18 protein-coding genes are annotated in these 16,128 nt (G+C 72.6%); 7 read left to right on the top strand and 11 right to left on the bottom strand.

Annotated elements, in window-relative coordinates:
• Positions 1-66: 66 nt before the first annotated feature.
• Entirely contained in the window at positions 67-1,152 is a 1,086-nt protein-coding gene (locus tag ASF96_RS01535) for a citrate/2-methylcitrate synthase (protein ID WP_055935318.1), read from the bottom strand.
• Between the two features lie 52 nt (positions 1,153-1,204).
• On the opposite strand from ASF96_RS01535, the gene ASF96_RS01530 reads away from it, so the two are divergent.
• The 4 genes from ASF96_RS01530 to ASF96_RS01515 all read left to right on the top strand — a co-directional run bounded on the left by ASF96_RS01530 (position 1,205) and on the right by ASF96_RS01515 (position 4,550).
• Positions 1,205-2,383: a citrate synthase gene (locus ASF96_RS01530; RefSeq protein WP_055935316.1), complete on the top strand. Its 1,179-nt coding sequence runs from the start codon at positions 1,205-1,207 to the stop codon at positions 2,381-2,383.
• Between the two features lie 129 nt (positions 2,384-2,512).
• Positions 2,513-3,289, top strand: coding sequence for a helix-turn-helix domain-containing protein (locus tag ASF96_RS01525; RefSeq protein WP_055832174.1), 777 nt, complete (start codon positions 2,513-2,515; stop codon positions 3,287-3,289).
• Between the two features lie 3 nt (positions 3,290-3,292).
• Positions 3,293-4,183, top strand: coding sequence for a hypothetical protein (locus ASF96_RS01520; RefSeq protein WP_200934053.1), 891 nt, complete (start codon positions 3,293-3,295; stop codon positions 4,181-4,183).
• Between the two features lie 46 nt (positions 4,184-4,229).
• Positions 4,230-4,550 carry a type II toxin-antitoxin system VapC family toxin gene (locus ASF96_RS01515; RefSeq protein WP_055832176.1) on the top strand — a complete coding sequence of 107 codons (321 nt, stop codon included), beginning with the start codon at positions 4,230-4,232 and terminating at the stop codon, positions 4,548-4,550.
• Positions 4,551-4,611: 61 nt separating this feature from the next.
• Here ASF96_RS01515 and ASF96_RS01510 read toward each other — a convergent pair whose 3' ends face one another.
• From ASF96_RS01510 to ASF96_RS01500, 3 genes are all read right to left on the bottom strand, one after another.
• The gene (locus ASF96_RS01510) at positions 4,612-4,881 is read right to left on the bottom strand and encodes a DUF6457 domain-containing protein (RefSeq protein ID WP_055935314.1); all 270 of its coding nucleotides are present in this window, start codon (positions 4,879-4,881) and stop codon (positions 4,612-4,614) included.
• Positions 4,882-5,062: 181 nt separating this feature from the next.
• Entirely contained in the window at positions 5,063-5,623 is a 561-nt protein-coding gene (gene mobA / locus ASF96_RS01505) for a molybdenum cofactor guanylyltransferase (RefSeq protein ID WP_055935312.1), read from the bottom strand.
• A complete protein-coding gene (locus ASF96_RS01500) occupies positions 5,617-6,801 on the bottom strand; it encodes a molybdopterin molybdotransferase MoeA (protein ID WP_055935310.1) in 1,185 nt (394 codons plus the stop codon). Before ASF96_RS01500 ends, mobA begins: the two co-directional genes overlap by 7 nt.
• Before the next feature lie 450 nt (positions 6,802-7,251).
• Between ASF96_RS01500 and ASF96_RS01495 the strand changes: the two genes are divergently transcribed.
• Entirely contained in the window at positions 7,252-7,746 is a 495-nt protein-coding gene (locus ASF96_RS01495; RefSeq protein ID WP_055935308.1) for a DUF1990 family protein, read from the top strand.
• A gap of 301 nt (positions 7,747-8,047) precedes the next feature.
• Here ASF96_RS01495 and ASF96_RS01490 read toward each other — a convergent pair whose 3' ends face one another.
• The 6 genes from ASF96_RS01490 to ASF96_RS01465 are packed head-to-tail and all read right to left on the bottom strand — an operon-like array spanning position 8,048 to position 11,203.
• Positions 8,048-8,962: an Asp23/Gls24 family envelope stress response protein gene (locus ASF96_RS01490; RefSeq protein ID WP_055935306.1), complete on the bottom strand. Its 915-nt coding sequence runs from the start codon at positions 8,960-8,962 to the stop codon at positions 8,048-8,050.
• Between the two features lie 19 nt (positions 8,963-8,981).
• Complete coding sequence (locus ASF96_RS01485) at positions 8,982-9,569, bottom strand: hypothetical protein (protein ID WP_055832186.1); 588 nt, start codon at positions 9,567-9,569, stop codon at positions 8,982-8,984.
• Positions 9,566-10,147, bottom strand: coding sequence for a hypothetical protein (locus ASF96_RS01480; RefSeq protein WP_055935304.1), 582 nt, complete (start codon positions 10,145-10,147; stop codon positions 9,566-9,568). Before ASF96_RS01480 ends, ASF96_RS01485 begins: the two co-directional genes overlap by 4 nt.
• Positions 10,147-10,539 (bottom strand): hypothetical protein, encoded by a 393-nt coding sequence (locus tag ASF96_RS01475; protein ID WP_055832190.1) that lies wholly within the window; start codon positions 10,537-10,539, stop codon positions 10,147-10,149. The genes ASF96_RS01480 and ASF96_RS01475 overlap by 1 nt, the downstream gene beginning before the upstream one ends.
• Positions 10,536-10,724 (bottom strand): DUF2273 domain-containing protein, encoded by a 189-nt coding sequence (locus ASF96_RS01470; RefSeq protein ID WP_055832192.1) that lies wholly within the window; start codon positions 10,722-10,724, stop codon positions 10,536-10,538. The genes ASF96_RS01475 and ASF96_RS01470 overlap by 4 nt, the downstream gene beginning before the upstream one ends.
• Positions 10,721-11,203 (bottom strand): Asp23/Gls24 family envelope stress response protein, encoded by a 483-nt coding sequence (locus ASF96_RS01465; RefSeq protein ID WP_055832194.1) that lies wholly within the window; start codon positions 11,201-11,203, stop codon positions 10,721-10,723. Before ASF96_RS01465 ends, ASF96_RS01470 begins: the two co-directional genes overlap by 4 nt.
• 336 nt (positions 11,204-11,539) lie before the next feature.
• Between ASF96_RS01465 and fdhD the strand changes: the two genes are divergently transcribed.
• Positions 11,540-12,418, top strand: a complete 879-nt coding sequence (gene fdhD / locus ASF96_RS01460) for a formate dehydrogenase accessory sulfurtransferase FdhD (protein WP_055935302.1) — start codon at positions 11,540-11,542, stop codon at positions 12,416-12,418.
• A 64-nt stretch (positions 12,419-12,482) separates the two neighbouring features.
• Positions 12,483-14,807, top strand: coding sequence for an FdhF/YdeP family oxidoreductase (locus tag ASF96_RS01455; RefSeq protein WP_055937563.1), 2,325 nt, complete (start codon positions 12,483-12,485; stop codon positions 14,805-14,807).
• 88 nt (positions 14,808-14,895) lie between these two features.
• Here the strand turns inward: ASF96_RS01455 and ASF96_RS01450 are convergent, their stop codons facing one another.
• Complete coding sequence (locus tag ASF96_RS01450; RefSeq protein WP_055935300.1) at positions 14,896-15,888, bottom strand: glycerate kinase; 993 nt, start codon at positions 15,886-15,888, stop codon at positions 14,896-14,898.
• Between the last annotated feature and the right edge of the window lie 240 nt (positions 15,889-16,128).

Here is a 16,128-nt window from a genome sequence, read left to right as displayed (position 1 = left end):
GCATGCACACCGCCCCACGGCATCCTTCTTCCGGGGTGTCGCGGCCCTAGAACCGCGGCATTCGGCTCAGCCTCGGAACGCCGGCCCGACGTACCGCGCCGACGGGCGGATGATCTTGGGGTCGCGCGCCTGCTCGAGCACGTGGGCCGTCCAGCCGATCGTGCGCGCGAGAGCGAAGGTGGGCGTGAACATGTCGCGCGCGATGCCGCACTGCTCCATCACCACCGCGGCGTAGAACTCGACGTTCGCGTGCAGCGGGCGTTCGGGGTGCCGGGCCGCCAGCTGCCGCTCCGCCTCCTCTTGGAAGGCCAGCGCCTGCGCCACGCGCGGACCGCCGAGGTCGCGGGCGACGCCGCGCAGCAGCTCCGAGCGCGGGTCGGCCGTGCGGTACACCGCGTGCCCGAAGCCCATGAGCCGGCGCCCCGCGGCGAGCTCGCCGGCGATCCAGGCCGACGGATCGTCGCCCGCGCGGTCGAGGCTGTCGAGCGCCCGCGCCGGGGCTCCGCCGTGCAGCGGACCCGAGAGCGCGCCGAGCGCGCCGGTGAGACAGGATGCCAGGTCTGCCCCCGTCGACGCGATGACCCGGGCCGTGAACGTCGAGGCGTTGAAGCCGTGGTCCATCGCCGCGATCAGGTACGCCGACAGCGCCCGTACGTGCGCCGCGTCGGGCGTCGCACCCGTGACGCGCTCGAGGTAGTCGGCGACCACCCCGGCTCCCGCTGCCCCGCGGTGCGGCGCGAGGGCGAGCGGGGCGATCGCCGCGAACCGGATCGCCTCGTCGAGCCGCGCATCGGGGTCGAGGTCGTAGAGCGCCGCGGATCGGCGGACCGATGCCGCGAGCGTCCACACCGCACGCAGCGCCGCGAGCGGCTGGTCGGTGTGCATCGCGACGGCGGCGATCAGTTCCGGCATCCGGGGATCCGCCTGGGCCGCGGCGATGCGTTCCGCGAACGCGGCACGACGGCCGGCGTCGGGAAGCTGTCCGACGACGAGCAGATGCCAGACCTCCTCGAACGAGCGCTCGCGCGCCAGCTCGACGGCGGAGTGCCCGCGGTAGTGGAAGTACCCGGCCTCGCCGTGCACGTCGCCGATGGTGGTCTCGGCGGCGACGACGCCGTACAGACCGCGGGGTACGTCGATCAGCTCGCTCATGCGCCCAGTGTGCGAACATGACGAACCCAGCGTCAACGTTGATCGGATCATCATGACCGCCCCGCTCCCCCGCCTCACCGCCGCGCAGGCCGCCGCCCGTCTCGGGGTGAAACCGCAGACCCTCTACGCCTACGTCTCGCGCGGCCTCGTGACGCGCGAACGCGACGCGCACGGCTCGACGTTCGACGCCCTCGAGCTCGAGGCCTTCGCGGCCGGGCGGCGACGCACGGCCGGGCGCACCCCGACCCACCCCACGACGGGGATGCCGCTGGGCATCGTGCAGACCGACATCGCCGACATCGAAGACGGCGAGCTGCTGTACCGGGGCCGGCGTGCCCGCGACCTCATCGACCAGCCGTTCGCCGAGGTCGTCGCGTGGCTGTGGGGCGCGGAGCGGATCGACGCCCCCGACACCGCGATCGGCAGCGCCCGCGCCATGGTCGAGGCCCTCCCCCCGCACGCGGGGGCCATGGATCGCCTGCGTGCCGCCCTCACCGGGTTCGCCGCCGACGACCCGCTCCGCCACGACACCGCCCCCACGACCCTTCACCGCATCGGCTGGACCCTGCTCACCGGGCTCCCCGTCGCTCTCGGCGGCGACGCGCAGCTCGACGTGGCGCGCTCCCTGGCCGGCGCCTGGGGCGTGAGCGACGACCCCACCGTCCGCGCGATCAACGCGGCGCTCATCCTGCTCATCGATCACGACCTGGCCGTGTCGACCTTCGCCGCGCGGGTGGCGGCCTCGGCCCGCGCCGACGGGTACGCGGCGGTCGGCGCAGCTCTGGGAGCCGCCGACTCACCCCTGCACATCGCCGCCGCCACCCGCACCTCCCGCCTGCTCACGCAGGTGCGCCGGGGCCGTGAACCCGAGCGCGCGCTGGCCGACGCGGTGCAGGACGGCAACGGCATCCCGGGCTTCGGGCATCCCCTGTACAGCGGTGTCGACGACCGCGCCGACGCGCTCTTCCCGCTGCTGGCGCAGCTCCCCGACGGAGAAGGAACGATGGATGCCGTCACCCGGCTCAGCGACACCGTCGCCGCCCGTGCGCACGCGCGGCCCAACGTGGATCTCGCGCTGGCCGCCCTGGCATCCGGAGCCCGTCTCCCCGACGACGCGGCGAGCTCGATCTTCGTCGTGGGCCGGCTGTCGGGGTGGATCGCGCACATCGCCGCGGAGTACGCCGAAGCGCCGATGCGCCTGCGACCGCGTGGGGAGTATGTCGGGCCGTGACCCCGCTCGAAGCAACCGGGTCTGCGACTCGCTCGCCCGGGGCGGGGTCATGGCAAAGCACCGCCCCCTCGCCCGTCAGTGCCTGGCACATCCTTGTGTCACACGACACATACTTGTTACCCTAGACACATGGATGTTCCGTCTCTGATCGAGCTCCTCGGGCGCACGCCGACCGCAACGGCGCGCGCGACCGGGCTCTCTCGTATGACCGTGCGCCGGGTGCGCGATGGAGTGTCCGCGCCGACGATCGAGACGCTACGCGAGCTCGCGCTGGCGGCCGGGTACGACATCGACGTGCAGCTGGTGCCCGTGAGCGACCCGGCAGCCGCCGTGGCGGCGCGAGTAGTTGCCGACCCGGCCATCCCGACCCGGGAAGATCTTGAGGGCTGGGGGATGACGTCACCTGAGGAAGTCCAGCAGATCGACGAATGGATGGCTCGCCTCGAGCGTCACGCCGGCCCCGACCGGAATCGACTGCTCGAATTGGCGGGCCGGTACTCGGCCGCGCAGCACCGGAAGGGTGCCCGGTTCTTCGCCCCGAAGCCGGGGCTCACGCAGCAGCAGACGATCGAGGTGGCCAACAGTGCACTGCGTCCGCTGAGTGGGGCACTTTCGGGAGTTGCGGCTGCTCGCGCCTACCTCGGCCACGCCCCGGACCCCGGTCCCGTGGTGGTCTGGTCGACGGATACCGACGCGGTGGCCGAGCGGCTGTCGGCGACGATGCGCGAGGTCGACGAGTATCAGCCGGCCGGTGTTCTGGTCGCGCCTACGATGCAGGCTTACCTGGTCGACATGATGATCCCGCCGGACTGGGAGCAGCAGATCGTCTCGCCGATCCAGGCGGCGATCGACCTGTACGGACTGGGCTACGACCAGCTGGCCGACGAGATCACCGAAGGGTGGTGAACGATGAGCGAAGAGAGCACGGAGGAGCGGTCTCCGAAGAAGTGGGGTATGACCGCGGCGGACTTCGCCAAGCGTGCGCAGGAGAACCGTGACCGACACCAGGCGGGGGCCTCGATCCGTGATCCGTTCGTCGGCGACGCCACCCGTGAGCAGCGCACGGGCCGGATCACCTGGCGACCGGGTGCGGTCAACTTCGAACTCGTCGAGCCGTCTGCGGTGCAGCGGTCGCTCTTCCGCCTAGAGAAGTCGCTGCCCGAACTCGTCTGGAACGCGGCCGCCCTGGAGGGCAACACCTTCACGCTGCCGCAGGTGCAGACCCTGCTGGATGGTGTCACCGTCGGTGGGAAGAAGCTCGAGGAGGCGGAGCAGATCCTCGCCCTGAGCGAGGGCATGGGCCTGATGATCAGCGCGGTGCGTGACGGCTCCTTCTCGCTGCGCAAAGAGATGAGTGACCGCATCCACGGTGTGATTGCCAGATACGAAGCGATCGAGTCGGGCAACTTCCGTGGCGAGGGGAGCGTGCACGGCGGCGGTTCCGTCACGCTCGCCAGCGGCGGGACCGTCGACGGTGACCCGACAGGGAAGAACGGGGAGCAGCTCCGGGAGGACTACACGAACCTGCTCGCCGGGCTCGGCGCACTCGGCGATCCGAGAGCCCGCGCCCTGGTGTACTTCGCCTCGGCAACCCGGTCCCAGTTCTACTTCGACGGGAACAAACGCACCGCCAGAATCATGATGACGGGCGCGCTGGTCCAGTCGGGCTTCGAGCCCATCAACATCCCCTACGCGCGGCACGAGGAGTTCAACGTCGCGCTGGACGAGGTGTTCCGCACGGACGACGGGACCCGGCTGATCTCCTTCCTCACGACATGCACCATGGTGGACCGACGATGAGAACGCCGCTGATCTACGGAACCTCCGCGTCGCGTTTGTCACTGCGGTGATCGCTGACGACAAGCCGCTCGCGACGAGCCCCCTGGTCATGCTCGAGGCGCTCGTGAAACCGATACGGGATGCCGACGCCCAGGCGCAGTCGACCATGTGGAGCGCCTTCGATGCTCTCGAACTGCTGCCGGTGGACCCCGACGCCTTTCTCGACGCGGCGTTGCTGCGTGCCCGCTATCGAGGCCTGCAGACGGCGGATGCCCTGCATCTCGCCGTCGCCCGACGGGCCGGGTGCCGCGCTCTCTGGACGAACGACTCGCGTCTCGAGACGGCGTCGGGGGGCTTCGCGGTCGACGTCATCGGCAGCGCTCGCTAGCACCCCCACCTGCGTCCGCGCGGTCCGCCGCCCCGGCCCGTGCCGGCCGAGCCCCGGCGTCTCAGCGGTTCTCCCACCCGCGCGCGAGTTCCACGACCGCCGCCACCGCGGCCTCGGTGTCGGCCGGTGAGCCGCCCGCGCGACCGGCGACGAGCCCCGCGACGAACGCGCTCAGCGGCGCCGCGGGCCGCGCCACGCCGTTCGCGACGTCGCGAGCGAGGTCGAGGATCAGCGAGATGGGGATGTCGCCCTCGCCCAGGTCGAAGCGCTCGGCGAGCGCCGCGCTCCAATCGTTGAGCGCCTCGGGCGGCAGGGTGCGGGGTTCGGTCATGGCTGCTCCTCCTCGGGCTGCTCGAAGATCGTCCCACGTGTCGACGTCGTGCGTCAGGGCGCCGCGGCATCCCGCGCCGCCGTGCACAAACGCGGGCCGCGCCACGACCCGCCGCCTCGAAGCGCCTTGTCACCGGCGTGTCTCCCCACCGCCCCGCCGTTGTGCACGGCGGGCGCGAGGGTCACCGGGCTCGGGCTGCTCGAAGATCGTCCCACGTGTCGACGTCGCGCGTCAGGGACGGGTCGACCGACACCGGGGTCACCGTCATCCCCCCGAGCAGTGCCCGCATCGACGCATCGCGTCCGCGGTCGGGAAGAGGGGATGCCGCTGCACGCAGCGCCGCCGTCCGGTACCGGCCGATCAGCCACTGGCGTCGACCGTCGTCGAGGCAGACGCCGTCGACGCCCGGCGAGAGCGCATCGGGCAGCAGCGCCACCGCCTGCCCCACGGTCGGCAGGTCGCAGGCGACGACGTAGACCTCGTCGGCATCCACCGACGACAGGGCAGCGACGATCCCCGCCACCGGGCCGCCGAACGGGGGCTCCTCGCGCACCCACTCGACGTCGAGGCCGGGGGCGAGCTCGGGCGCGGCGACGACGATGCGCTCCACCCCCGCCGCGCGAACGGCGGTGATCGCTGCGACGAGGAGCGTCGTGCCGTTCACCTCGAACAGGGGTTTCACCGCCCCGCCCACCCGCGATCCGCGCCCCCCGGCCAGCAGGATCGCGTCGGCCCTCACCACAGCGTCACGCTCACGAGATCGCCCGCGACGAGATCGGTCTCGCCCGGGGGGACGACCGCCAGGCCGTCGGCATCGCCGAAGCCGCGGGTGCCGCGCTCGACCGGGCGAGCGAGCCAGCGCGACGGGTCACGACGGTCGAGGGCGACCGGCACGTACTGCACCCGCTCGGGACGCGCACGCCACCCCGCGGCGAGCGCCACGCGCACGGCGGCGCGACCGAGGTCGACATCGCCCTCGAGCGCGCGCAGCGCGGGCCGCACGAACAGCTCGAACGACACCGCCGCGCTCACCGGGTTGCCGGGGAGGCCGAACAGCAGGGTTCCCTCGGGGGTGCGCCCGAAACCCTGCGGCTTTCCGGGCTGCATGCGCACGCGGTCGAAGCGCATGAGGTCGCCGAGGGTGTTCTTCACGACCTCGTACGCCCCGGCACTCACGCCGCCCGAGAACACGACGACGTCGGCCCCGGCCGCCTCCGCCGCAGCGATCGCCCGGCGGGGTCCGTCGCCCTCGTCGCCCACGCTCGTGCGCAGCACGACCTCGGCACCCGCCTCTTCGGCGAGCCCGGCGAGCAGCACGCTGTTCGACTCGGGAATCCGACCGCGCGCCAGCGGCGCACCCGGGGCGACGAGCTCCGAGCCGGTCGACACGACCGCGACGCGAGCGGCGCGCGACACGGTGACCGTGCCGACTCCGGATGCCGCGATGGCACCCGCCCGCGCCGCGGTGACCCGCAGTCCGTCGGCGACGACGAGGTCGCCCGCGCGCACGTCGGAGCCGCGGCGGCGGACGTGGGCACCGGGTCCTCGCGGAGACACGACGATCGTGACCGACTCGACACCGCCGGCGAGGCCACGCGCGGTGTCCTCGAACGGGACGACGGCGAGGGCATCGGTGGGCACGGGCGCCCCCGTCATGATGCGGGCCGCGTCGCCGGCATCCATCCGCGGGTCGAGGTCGGTCCCCGCGGGAAGATCGGCGACCACGCGCAGGGTCGCGGGCGCGAGATCGCGGACGGCGAAGCCGTCCATGGCCGAGCAGTCGAAGGCCGGCACGTCGACGGCCGCCCGCACCGGATGCCGCAGCACCCGGCCACGGGCCGCCGCCACGTCGCGCGACTCGGGGTCGAGGGGCTCGACCGCGTCGAGGACGGCGGCGAGGTGGTCGGCGACGTCGATCACGCGGGGGTCCGTGCGGAGGGGACGGGCATGGTTCCAGCGTAGGCGCGGGGGGGGTGTGCGGGCGGGCGCTGCGTGGGTGGGGCGGGCAGGCGAGCGGGGGCCGCGCGCGCGGGCTGGGCAGGCGCGCGGGGCGAGCGGGGGCTGCGCGGACGGGCTGCGCAGGCGCGCAGGGCGAGCGGGGGCCGCGCGAGCGGGCTGCGCGACATCGAGGCCTCGGCGCGGGGCTGGGCTGCGCCGGGCGCGGGGCGGCGCGCGAGGGCGGAGAGCGGGGCCAGCGGAGGGCGTGGGACAAGCGGAGGACGCGAGAGCGGTCTCTCGCCCTCCGCCGGTCCCACGCCCTCCGCTCATCACACCCTCCGCTCATCACGCCCTCCGGCGGTCCCACATCCTCCGCTCGTCACCTCGCCGCAACCCCCGAAGTCCCGGACGCGCCCGGTCTACCGTGAAGACATGGACGACCTGACCTACGACGAGGTCGGCGCGACGGCCGGCGAGATGCCCCCGGGGTACCACCACGTCCGCGGCCACCGCGTGATCGGGCACGGCCGCGGCGACTTCGAGCGCGCGGCCGACGCCCTCCTCGCGGGTGAGGCCCAGCGGCGCGCCGGCGCCCGGGTCGAGCTGTCCGAGACGCCGATGCGCGAGGGCACGCGCGTGACGATGCGCCTGGGTCTCGGCATCCTGGCGTTCCGCATCCCCTGCCTCGTCGTGTGGGCCGAGCGCACCGACACCTCGGCCGGCTTCGCCTACGGCACGCGTGCGGGCCACCCCGAACGCGGCGAGGAACGTTTCACGCTGACGCTGCGCCCATCGGGCGAGGTGGCGTTCGACATCGCGGCCTTCTCGGCACCGGGCCGCTGGTTCACGCGCGTGGGCGCACCGCTCGGCCGTGTCGTGCAGGCCTGGATGACGCGGCGGTATCTGCGGGCGCTCGACACGCGCTGACCCGGGGTTCCCCGTGTCGGATGAACTCGGGCCTCCGACGACGCGGCGGCAGGCCGAGCGCCGCGCTCGCCCCGCGGCGCTCCGCAGCGCGGCGTCGGGGCGCCGCGGCGTGCACAACTCCTGAGTTCTGGCGGCACCCGTCCGCCGCGGGGGCGGAAATCCGCGTATCGGCCCCCGCGCACCGCCCGATCCTCCGGAGTTGTGCACGGGCGGTCGGCGACGGCTCGGGCACCGAGATCGCCGACGGCGACGCGAAGGGCGCCCCGGCCGAAGCCGGAGCGCCCTTTCGTCGTGCCTGGGGTCAGGGGCGGGGACGGTCGTCTTCCACGACCGACTGCACGCTGTCCGTCGCCGGCGTCTCGTCGTCGGTGCGTACCTCGTCGGCAGCGATCGCGAGGTCGACCGCGGCGTCTTCGAGGGCCTCGGCGACCACGTCGCGCACGTCTCCGCGGTCGTCGGCGGGCGTGCTCGTGACGGGGCTCTCGGGCTCGAGGCCCTCCGTGACGCGGTCCGCCGCAGCGATGTCCGCGTCCGCATCGGCGGAGGCCACCCGCTCGCGTGCCGCCTGCACCGTCTGCTCGACAGCGGCTGCGGCACCGGCGGCGACGTCCTTCGACCTGGCCACGGCGACGTCGACGGTCTCCGACGCGCTGGCGGCGAGGTCCTTCGACTTCGCCACCGCGTCATCGACGGCAGCCGAGGCACCGGCCGCGACGTCCTTCGACTTCGCCTTCATGTCGTCGACCGCCACCGATGCGCGGGCGGCAACGGCATCCGTGCGCTCCTTCACCTCGCCGGCGACGTCACGGGCGCGGGCCGAGACGGCATCCGCCTTCTGCTCCGCCTCGTCGACGACGTCACGGTCGAACGGGCCGAAGACGCCCGTCACGACCACGTCGACGTCGATCCGACCGCGACCGAGGGGCTCGAGCGCGTCGCGGACGGCGGTCCGCACGGCATCCGACACCTCGCGCAGCTTGTGCGGGTAGTCCACGACGAGCGAGATGGTGGCGGTGACGGAGTCGGCGCGATCGGTGTCGATCTTCACACCGGGCGCGGTGCTCGCGAGTCCCACGCGCTCCCGGACGGCATCCGACGCACGCCCCAGCAGGCTGCCGAGGGAGTGGACGCCCGTGACGGATCCGGCGGCGGTCGCGGCGAGCGCGGCCGCGGCGTCCAGGGCCGGGGGGTCGATGGCGGGGTCGATGGTGGTCATGACGTCTCCTTGTGGGGTGTCAGCGCACGCGGGTGTTGTCGTGCGCGAGCTTCGCGCGCAGACCCGAGTGGATCGAGATGTAGGCGCGCAGGTTCTGACCCGTCAGGGCGGCGAGGTTCGACACGAGGGTGTCGACGTGCTCGGCCACCTGGCGGGGAGAGGTGTTCTGTCGCGGGGTCACCGCGACGTGCAGCACCGACTCCTTGTTGATCTCGCCGGCGGTGATGCGGGCCGAGAGGATCTCGTCGCGCTCGGCCAGGGCGTTCTTCAGCGCTTCGGAGGCGAAGTTGTCGGTGACCGTGATGCGGCCCTCGTCGCTCGCGCTGCCGGTGGACTGCAGGGGTGCCTGACGACGACCGCGCACGGCGGACGAGGCGATGACGATGAGGATGACGGCCAGCACCACGAAGGCGGCGACCGCTCCCCAGCCGGCGGACTCGCGACCGAGGCCCACGAGCCAGCCCTGGAAGCCGCCCATGACCGAGGTCCAGGTGTCGGCTCCGCCGGGGGCGAGCCCGACGAGCAGAGCGAGGGCACCGGCGGCCAGCAGCACGACGGCGACCAGGAAGAGCAGGAAGCGGTTCAGACCGCGACGCGTCGCATTCATCGGGACTCCTTGGTGTCGGGACGCTGCACGCGCAGGTGGGTGCGCACGGCGGGCGAGAGCTTGTACGAGGTGACCTCTTCTTCGACGAGGCGGCGCAGCTCGGCTTCGTCGACGGGGATGCCGACCGGGGGCCGCACGGTCACGTCGACCGAGCGGTGGGCCACGCCCACGACGATGTCGTCACGGGCGATGCCCGACTCGTTGCTCAGGTGCTGCGCGACGGCGGAGGCAACGACGCCGTTGTCGACGACGACGGCACGCTCACCCCACGCCATCTCGTGACGCGACAGGCGTCCGGGCTTGAGCGCGAGCACGAGCACGAGGACGCCCACGAGGGCGAGCACGATGCCGCCGACGATGAACGCGACGGGAAGCAAGGCGGTGGGGGCCGCGACGAGGGCGTTCAGCGCCTCGCCGGGGGCGACGAGCAGAGCGGGCTGCCCGACCAGGTTGAGGATGATCTCGACCGCGGCGTAGGCCAGGACGAGAAGGAGCAGCACGGCCACGACGATCATGGCCACGGTGCGCGGCGAGTGGGTCTCGCGGCGCACGACGGTGCGGAGCACGGCGTCGGTCATCACAGCACTCGCTTTCGCTGGGGGGCGGAGGCGCCCGAGATGGTCAGGTCGACGCGCGAGACCTCGCGGCCGAACAGGCGGGTCAGACGCGACCGCAGCTCGCTCTGGGCGACGCGGGCGGCTTCCAGCACGGGGGTGGCGGCGCGCACGGCCTCGGTGTCGTCGAGGCGCGGCACGGGGAAGGCCGAGGTCACGCGGACCACGGCCGTGTCGCGGGACGAGACGATCTCGACGCGGACGTTCTTGGCATCCACGCCGATGATGTCGGCGGCGGCCCGCTCCGCGGTCTTCTGCAGCACGCGGTCCGAGATGGCGACGCGGCCCGCGGGGAGGCCGGGGCCGGCAACCGAGCTGCGGTTGCCGACCCCGGGAGAAGCGGTGACGGTGGTCACGATGTGCTCCGACCCTTGAAGGCGTTGACGATGTTGCCGAAGTCGATCTCACCCGCCGTGATGCGGGCGACGACGATTCCGATCGCCATGAACAGGGCGACGAGGATGAATCCCCAGAAGCCGAAGATCAGGGCGCTGAGGGCCAGGACGAGCCCGACCAGGGCGCCCTTCGTCGTGGCGCTCACTGGACGCGCTTTTCGTTGCTGTCGTCGTCGTTGTTGTCGTCGCCCGGGATGTGGACGTCGTTCACGTCGACGTTGACCTCGACGACCTCGAGGCCGACGAGACGGTTGATGGCACCGGCGACGCGTCCGCGCACCTGGTCGGCGACTTCCTGGATGGGGGCGCCGTACTCGACGACGATGGTGATGTCGGCGGCGGCCTGGGTCTCGCCGACCTCGACCTTGACGCCCTGCGTCAGGTCGGTGGCGTTGATCGCGTCACGGATGGCACCCAGCGCGCGGGCTCCGCCGCCGCCGAGCGCGTACACACCGGCGACCTCGCGGGCAGCGATCCCGGCGACCTTGGCGACGACGCCCTCGGCGATCGTGGTCTTGCCCTCGGTGTGGGCGTCCTGTCCGCGGGCGCTCAGCGGGCGGTTCACGCGCGACGCCGTCTGGGGGACGTTCTGCGCGGCGGGGGTGGTGGGGGCGTTCTCAGCCATGTCCGTGCCTTTCAACAGTCGTGACCCGGTCGTTCCGGGGTGGGCGCTTTGGCCTACAGGGATAAGACGTACCGGGTGCAGGAATCGTCACGTCGGGATTGAAAAAAACTCCGAAATCTGTATTCGCATGAATGCGAATGAACGCCTTCCGCGTGATTCCGCGGGTGGATGCGCTCCCACGACGCGTCCCGCGTCGGCGGCCCCGGACGCCCGACGAAGCGGATCCCCGTAGTCCCCGCCCCCGGATCCACCCTCCCCGCCCCTCCCGATCCGGTCGGCGCCGCCGGGCGTACGCTCGATCCATGAGCCCCCTCCGTGCGTTCCTCCGGTCCTGACGTGGGCCGCCTCACCGCCTCCCGCCGCGTCACCCGCCTCACCCTCGACGGGGTCCGTCGCGAGCGACCGGATGCCATCGCCGTCGAAGAGCCGCTCGAGATCCGCGTCGCCGGGTCGCCGTTGGCCGTCACGATGCGCACCCCGGGTCATGACGTCGAACTGGCCGCCGGTTTTCTCGTGTCGGAGGGCGTGATCAGCCGCGGCGACGAGTTCGCCCGGGCGATCCACTGCGGCGGCCCCGGCACCGGCGGTGCCGACGGCAACACGTACAACGTGCTCGATCTCACGCTCGCACCGGGCGTCGCCCTCCCCTCGCCCGACATCGCCCGCTCGTTCTATACGACGAGCTCGTGCGGCGTCTGCGGCACGGCCTCCATCGAGGCGGTCGAGAAGGTGTCGTCCTACGACGTCTCGTCCGACGGCATCCAGGTGTCGGCGCACGACGTCGCGGCCTTCCCCGACCGCCTGCGCGAGCAGCAGAAGACGTTCGACAAGACCGGCGGGCTGCACGGCGCCGCCCTCTTCGACGTCGCGAGCGGCGCGATGCTCGTGGCCCGCGAAGACGTCGGTCGGCACAACGCCGTCGACAAGGTCGTCGGGTGGGCGCTGTTGAACGACCGCCTGCCGCTGCGGGGGACGGTGCTGCAGGTCTCGGGCCGCGTGAGCTTCGAGCTGGTGCAGAAGGCCGTGATGGCCGGCATCCCGGTCCTGTCGGCGGTGTCGGCGCCCTCCTCTCTCGCCGTCGAGCTGGCCGACCGTGCGGGGCTCACCCTGGCCGCGTTCGTCCGCGGTGGCAGCATGAACCTGTACACGCGAGCGGATCGCATCCAGGCGCCGTCCACAACCCCCGCGACGGACGAGGTCGCGAGCGTACGCTGACGAACGCGCACGGGGGTGGGGGTGGATGCCACCGCCCCGGCGCTGAAGACTTCGGAGGGTGAACATGGGCGAGTCGTTCGGATTGATGGCCGAGAAGCCGCGACAGGGCGGGCTCGGCCCGGCGGTCACGACCGAGTGGTCGAGCACCGGCGAGTACGAGCACCCGGCCGCCGGCTGGGGGGCCGCCTTCTCGGTCGGAAAAGTGCTGCTCGAGCAGCGCCAGCCCGTCGCGGGGACGCGCGCGATGTTCACGATGAACCACCCCAAGAGCGGGTTCGACTGCCCCGGCTGCGCGTGGCCCGACGACAAGGGCGTCGCCCTCGACATCTGCGAGAACGGCATCAAGCACGTCACGTGGGAGATGACGCACAAGCGCGTCGGCAAGGAGTTCTTCGCCGCGCACTCCGTGACCGAGCTGTCGCAGTGGACCGACTTCGACCTCGAAGACGCCGGTCGCCTCGTCGGCCCCCTGGCGTACGACGCGGCATCCGATCACTACGTGCCGATCTCGTGGAACGACGCCTTCCGAATGATCGCGCGGCACCTCACCGCGCTCGACTCGCCCGACCAGGCGGCGTTCTACACCTCAGGGCGCCTGAGCAACGAGGCGTCGTTCCTGTACCAGCTGTTCGCGCGCGAGCTCGGCACGAACAACCTCCCCGACTGCTCCAACATGTGCCACGAGGGCTCGGGACGCGGCCTCACTGCCTCGCTCGCCACCCCGAAGGGCACCGCCGACCTCGAAGACTGGGAGAGCTGCGACGCCCTCTTCGTGCTCGGCGTCAACGCCGCCTCGAACGCTCCGCGCATGCTCACGAGCCTCGCCGAGGCCGTCGACCGCGGTGCCCAGGTCGTGCACGTGAACCCGCTGCGCGAGGCCGCGGCGACCCGCACGATCGTGCCCCACGAGATCGTCGACATGGCGACGTTCCAGTCCACTCCCACCAGCACGATGAACCTGCAGGTGCGCCCCGGCGGCGACCTCGCCCTCATCCGCGGCATGGCCAAGGTCGTGTTCGAGGCGTCCGAGACCGACCCCGCCGCGCTCGACCAGGCCTTCCTCGACGAGTACACGACGGGCCTCGACGCCTACCGCGCCCTGGTCGAGGCGACCGGCTGGGACGAGCTCGTCGAGCAGGCCGGACTCACCGAGGCCGAGATCCGAGGAGCCGCCGACGTCTACCTGAGCGCCGAGCGCACGGTCATCAGCTGGTGCCTGGGCGTCAGCCAGCACCAGCACGGCGTCGACACGGTGCGCGAGATTGTCAACCTGCTGCTGCTGCGCGGCAACGTCGGCCGCACGGGCACCGGCCCCTCACCCGTGCGCGGTCACAGCAACGTGCAGGGCAACCGCACCTGCGGCATCAACCACAAGCCCACCGAGAAATGGCTCGCCAAGCTCGACGAGGTCTGCGGCATCGTCTCGCCCCGCGAGCCCGGCCTCGACACCGTGCACACGGTCGCGGGCCTGCACCGCGGCGACGTCAAGGTGTTCGTCGGTATGGGCGGCAACTTCGTGCGGGCGGCCCCCGACACCGCCCTCACCGCCGAGGGGATGAGCCGGTGCGAGCTGACGGTGCACGTGAGCACCAAGCTCAACCGCAGTCACCTGACCCACGGCAAGGACGCGCTGATCCTCCCGTGCCTCGGCCGCACCGAACGCGACGTGCAAGAGGCGGGCCCCCAGTCGATCTCGACCGAGGATGCCATGAGCTCGGTCATGCTGTCGCTCGGCTCCCGCCGCCCGGCATCGTCGCACCTGCTCAGCGAGCCCGAGATCATCGCGCGCATGGCCCGCGCGACGATGCCCGAGTCGGCGACGCCGTGGGAGTGGTACGTCGGCGACTACGACCGCATCCGCGACACCATGGCGAAGGTGCTGCCGGGCTTCGAGGGCTTCAACGAGCTCGTCCGCCAGCAGTACGGCTTCCGCATTCCGCAGCCCGCTCGCGAGCGCGACTTCCAGACCCCGTCGGGCAAGGCGGAGTTCTCGGATGCCGAGCTGCCCAACGTCATCCCCGAGGAAGCCGATGTGCTGGTCCTGCAGACCATGCGCTCGCACGATCAGTGGAACACCACGATCTACTCGGCCGACGACCGGTACCGCGGCGTCCGCAACATCCGCGAGCTGGTGTTCATGCACCGTCGCGACATGAAAGAGCGCGGCATCGCCGAGGGAGACCTGGTCGACATCGTCGCCACCTCGCGCGACGGGTCGGTCCGCAGCGTCACGGCCTTCCGCGCGCTCGAGTACGACACCCCGCGCGGCAGCGCCGCCGGCTACTTCCCCGAGCTGAACGTGCTGCTCGGTCCCGACGACTACAGCCGCCAGAGCGACCAGCCGCTGATGAAGGACATCCGGGTGCGCATCGCGAAGACCGCGTCCTGACCGCCGGGCCCGCCGTGCACAACGGCGGGCCCCCTTCCCCGACACCCGGGCCGGTGCCGCGTTCCGCCTGCCATCCGCTCCAGGGCGGTCAGCGATCGAGCCGCGACAGGGCCTCCGCGGTCGCCGCGCGGAGGGCGACGACCGGGTCGCGCCAGGCCAGGTCCGCCCCCACGATCCGGGTCATCGAGAAGACGTGGGGGCCGCCGACTCCCGGGGCCACGTTCCCGGCGATCAGGGCGGCGGGCACGCCGTACCCCGCGGCGAGCGCGAGCACGTGACCCGGCCCCTTGCCCTCGAGGGTGGTCGCGTCGAACGCACCCTCCCCCGTCAGCACGAGGTCGGCTCCGGAGATCGCCGCGTCGAGGCCCCGCGCGGTGGCGACGAAGGCGGCACCGTCGACGAGCTCCGCCCCGGCGGCGAACAGCGCACCCGACAGGCCCCCGGCCGCGCCCGTCCGCGCCACCCCGTCGAGCGAGCGACCGAACCGTGCGGTCCACTCCGCGGCATCCGTCTGGAGTCGCGCCGTGAGGCGCTCGACCATCGCCGCATCGGCCCCCTTCTGCGGGCCGAACACGCGCGCGGCATCGCCGAACGCGGCGGTGGCGTCGGTCAGCACGATGACTCCCGGCGGGAAAGGAACGCGAGCGCCCAGCGCGTCGAGCGCCCCGCGCCCGCCGTCGGTCATCGCCGATCCGCCCATTCCCACGACGATCCGCGTCGCCCCGGCGTCGAGGGCGAGAGCCAGCAACTCGCCGACGCCGCGGCTCGTGGCGCCCCACGGGTCGTTGCCTCGCGCACCTCCGGCGAGGACGAGCCCGGATGCCGCGGCCGACTCGATCACGGCACTGTCACCGTCGAGGCGCCAGGCGGCGGCGACCGGAAGACCGAGCGGCCCCGTGACGGTGTCGCGACGGGTCGGGCCGCCGAGGGCGTCGAGCGTGCCGTCACCGCCGTCCGCCATGGGGAGGACGACGGTCTCGGCCTCGGCCCACCGCTCGCGGACCGCCGAGGCCATGGCATCCGCCGCCTCCTGGGCGGTGAGCGTGCCCTTGAACTTGTCGGGGGCGATCACGACGCGCATGGGCACCTTCGGTCGGGGCGGGTGTCTGCACCCTACCGCCGGGCATCGCGCGGCCGGGCGGCCGCCGCACGCCCTCAGCGATCCGCGCACCCTCAGCCCGGATGCCACGAGCCCCCGCCCGCACGAAACCTCAGCGATTCGCGCAACCTCAGCCGATCGAGCCCGAATCGAACCGACGTTGTGAGAATCACCGACCGTGCGCCCGAACGCCCCGAGCGGGCCGCCCGCAGACGGCCCCGG

It is taken from the genome of Microbacterium sp. Leaf179, assembly GCF_001423785.1.
GTDB lineage: Bacteria > Actinomycetota > Actinomycetes > Actinomycetales > Microbacteriaceae > Microbacterium.
The sequence above is the reverse complement of the archived record's forward strand: the minus strand, read 5'-3'. Positions and strand labels throughout refer to the sequence as shown.

Coding starts and splice junctions, on each gene's coding strand:
- ASF96_RS01535 (WP_055935318.1), bottom strand. CDS start 1,152: ATGAGCGAGCTGATCGACGTACCCCGCGGTCTGTACGGCGTCGTCGCC.
- ASF96_RS01530 (WP_055935316.1), top strand. CDS start 1,205: ATGACCGCCCCGCTCCCCCGCCTCACCGCCGCGCAGGCCGCCGCCCGT.
- ASF96_RS01525 (WP_055832174.1), top strand. CDS start 2,513: ATGGATGTTCCGTCTCTGATCGAGCTCCTCGGGCGCACGCCGACCGCA.
- ASF96_RS01520 (WP_200934053.1), top strand. CDS start 3,293: ATGAGCGAAGAGAGCACGGAGGAGCGGTCTCCGAAGAAGTGGGGTATG.
- ASF96_RS01510 (WP_055935314.1), bottom strand. CDS start 4,881: ATGACCGAACCCCGCACCCTGCCGCCCGAGGCGCTCAACGATTGGAGC.
- ASF96_RS01495 (WP_055935308.1), top strand. CDS start 7,252: ATGGACGACCTGACCTACGACGAGGTCGGCGCGACGGCCGGCGAGATG.
- ASF96_RS01490 (WP_055935306.1), bottom strand. CDS start 8,962: ATGACCACCATCGACCCCGCCATCGACCCCCCGGCCCTGGACGCCGCG.
- ASF96_RS01485 (WP_055832186.1), bottom strand. CDS start 9,569: ATGAATGCGACGCGTCGCGGTCTGAACCGCTTCCTGCTCTTCCTGGTC.
- ASF96_RS01480 (WP_055935304.1), bottom strand. CDS start 10,147: ATGACCGACGCCGTGCTCCGCACCGTCGTGCGCCGCGAGACCCACTCG.
- ASF96_RS01465 (WP_055832194.1), bottom strand. CDS start 11,203: ATGGCTGAGAACGCCCCCACCACCCCCGCCGCGCAGAACGTCCCCCAG.
- ASF96_RS01455 (WP_055937563.1), top strand. CDS start 12,483: ATGGGCGAGTCGTTCGGATTGATGGCCGAGAAGCCGCGACAGGGCGGG.
- ASF96_RS01450 (WP_055935300.1), bottom strand. CDS start 15,888: ATGCGCGTCGTGATCGCCCCCGACAAGTTCAAGGGCACGCTCACCGCC.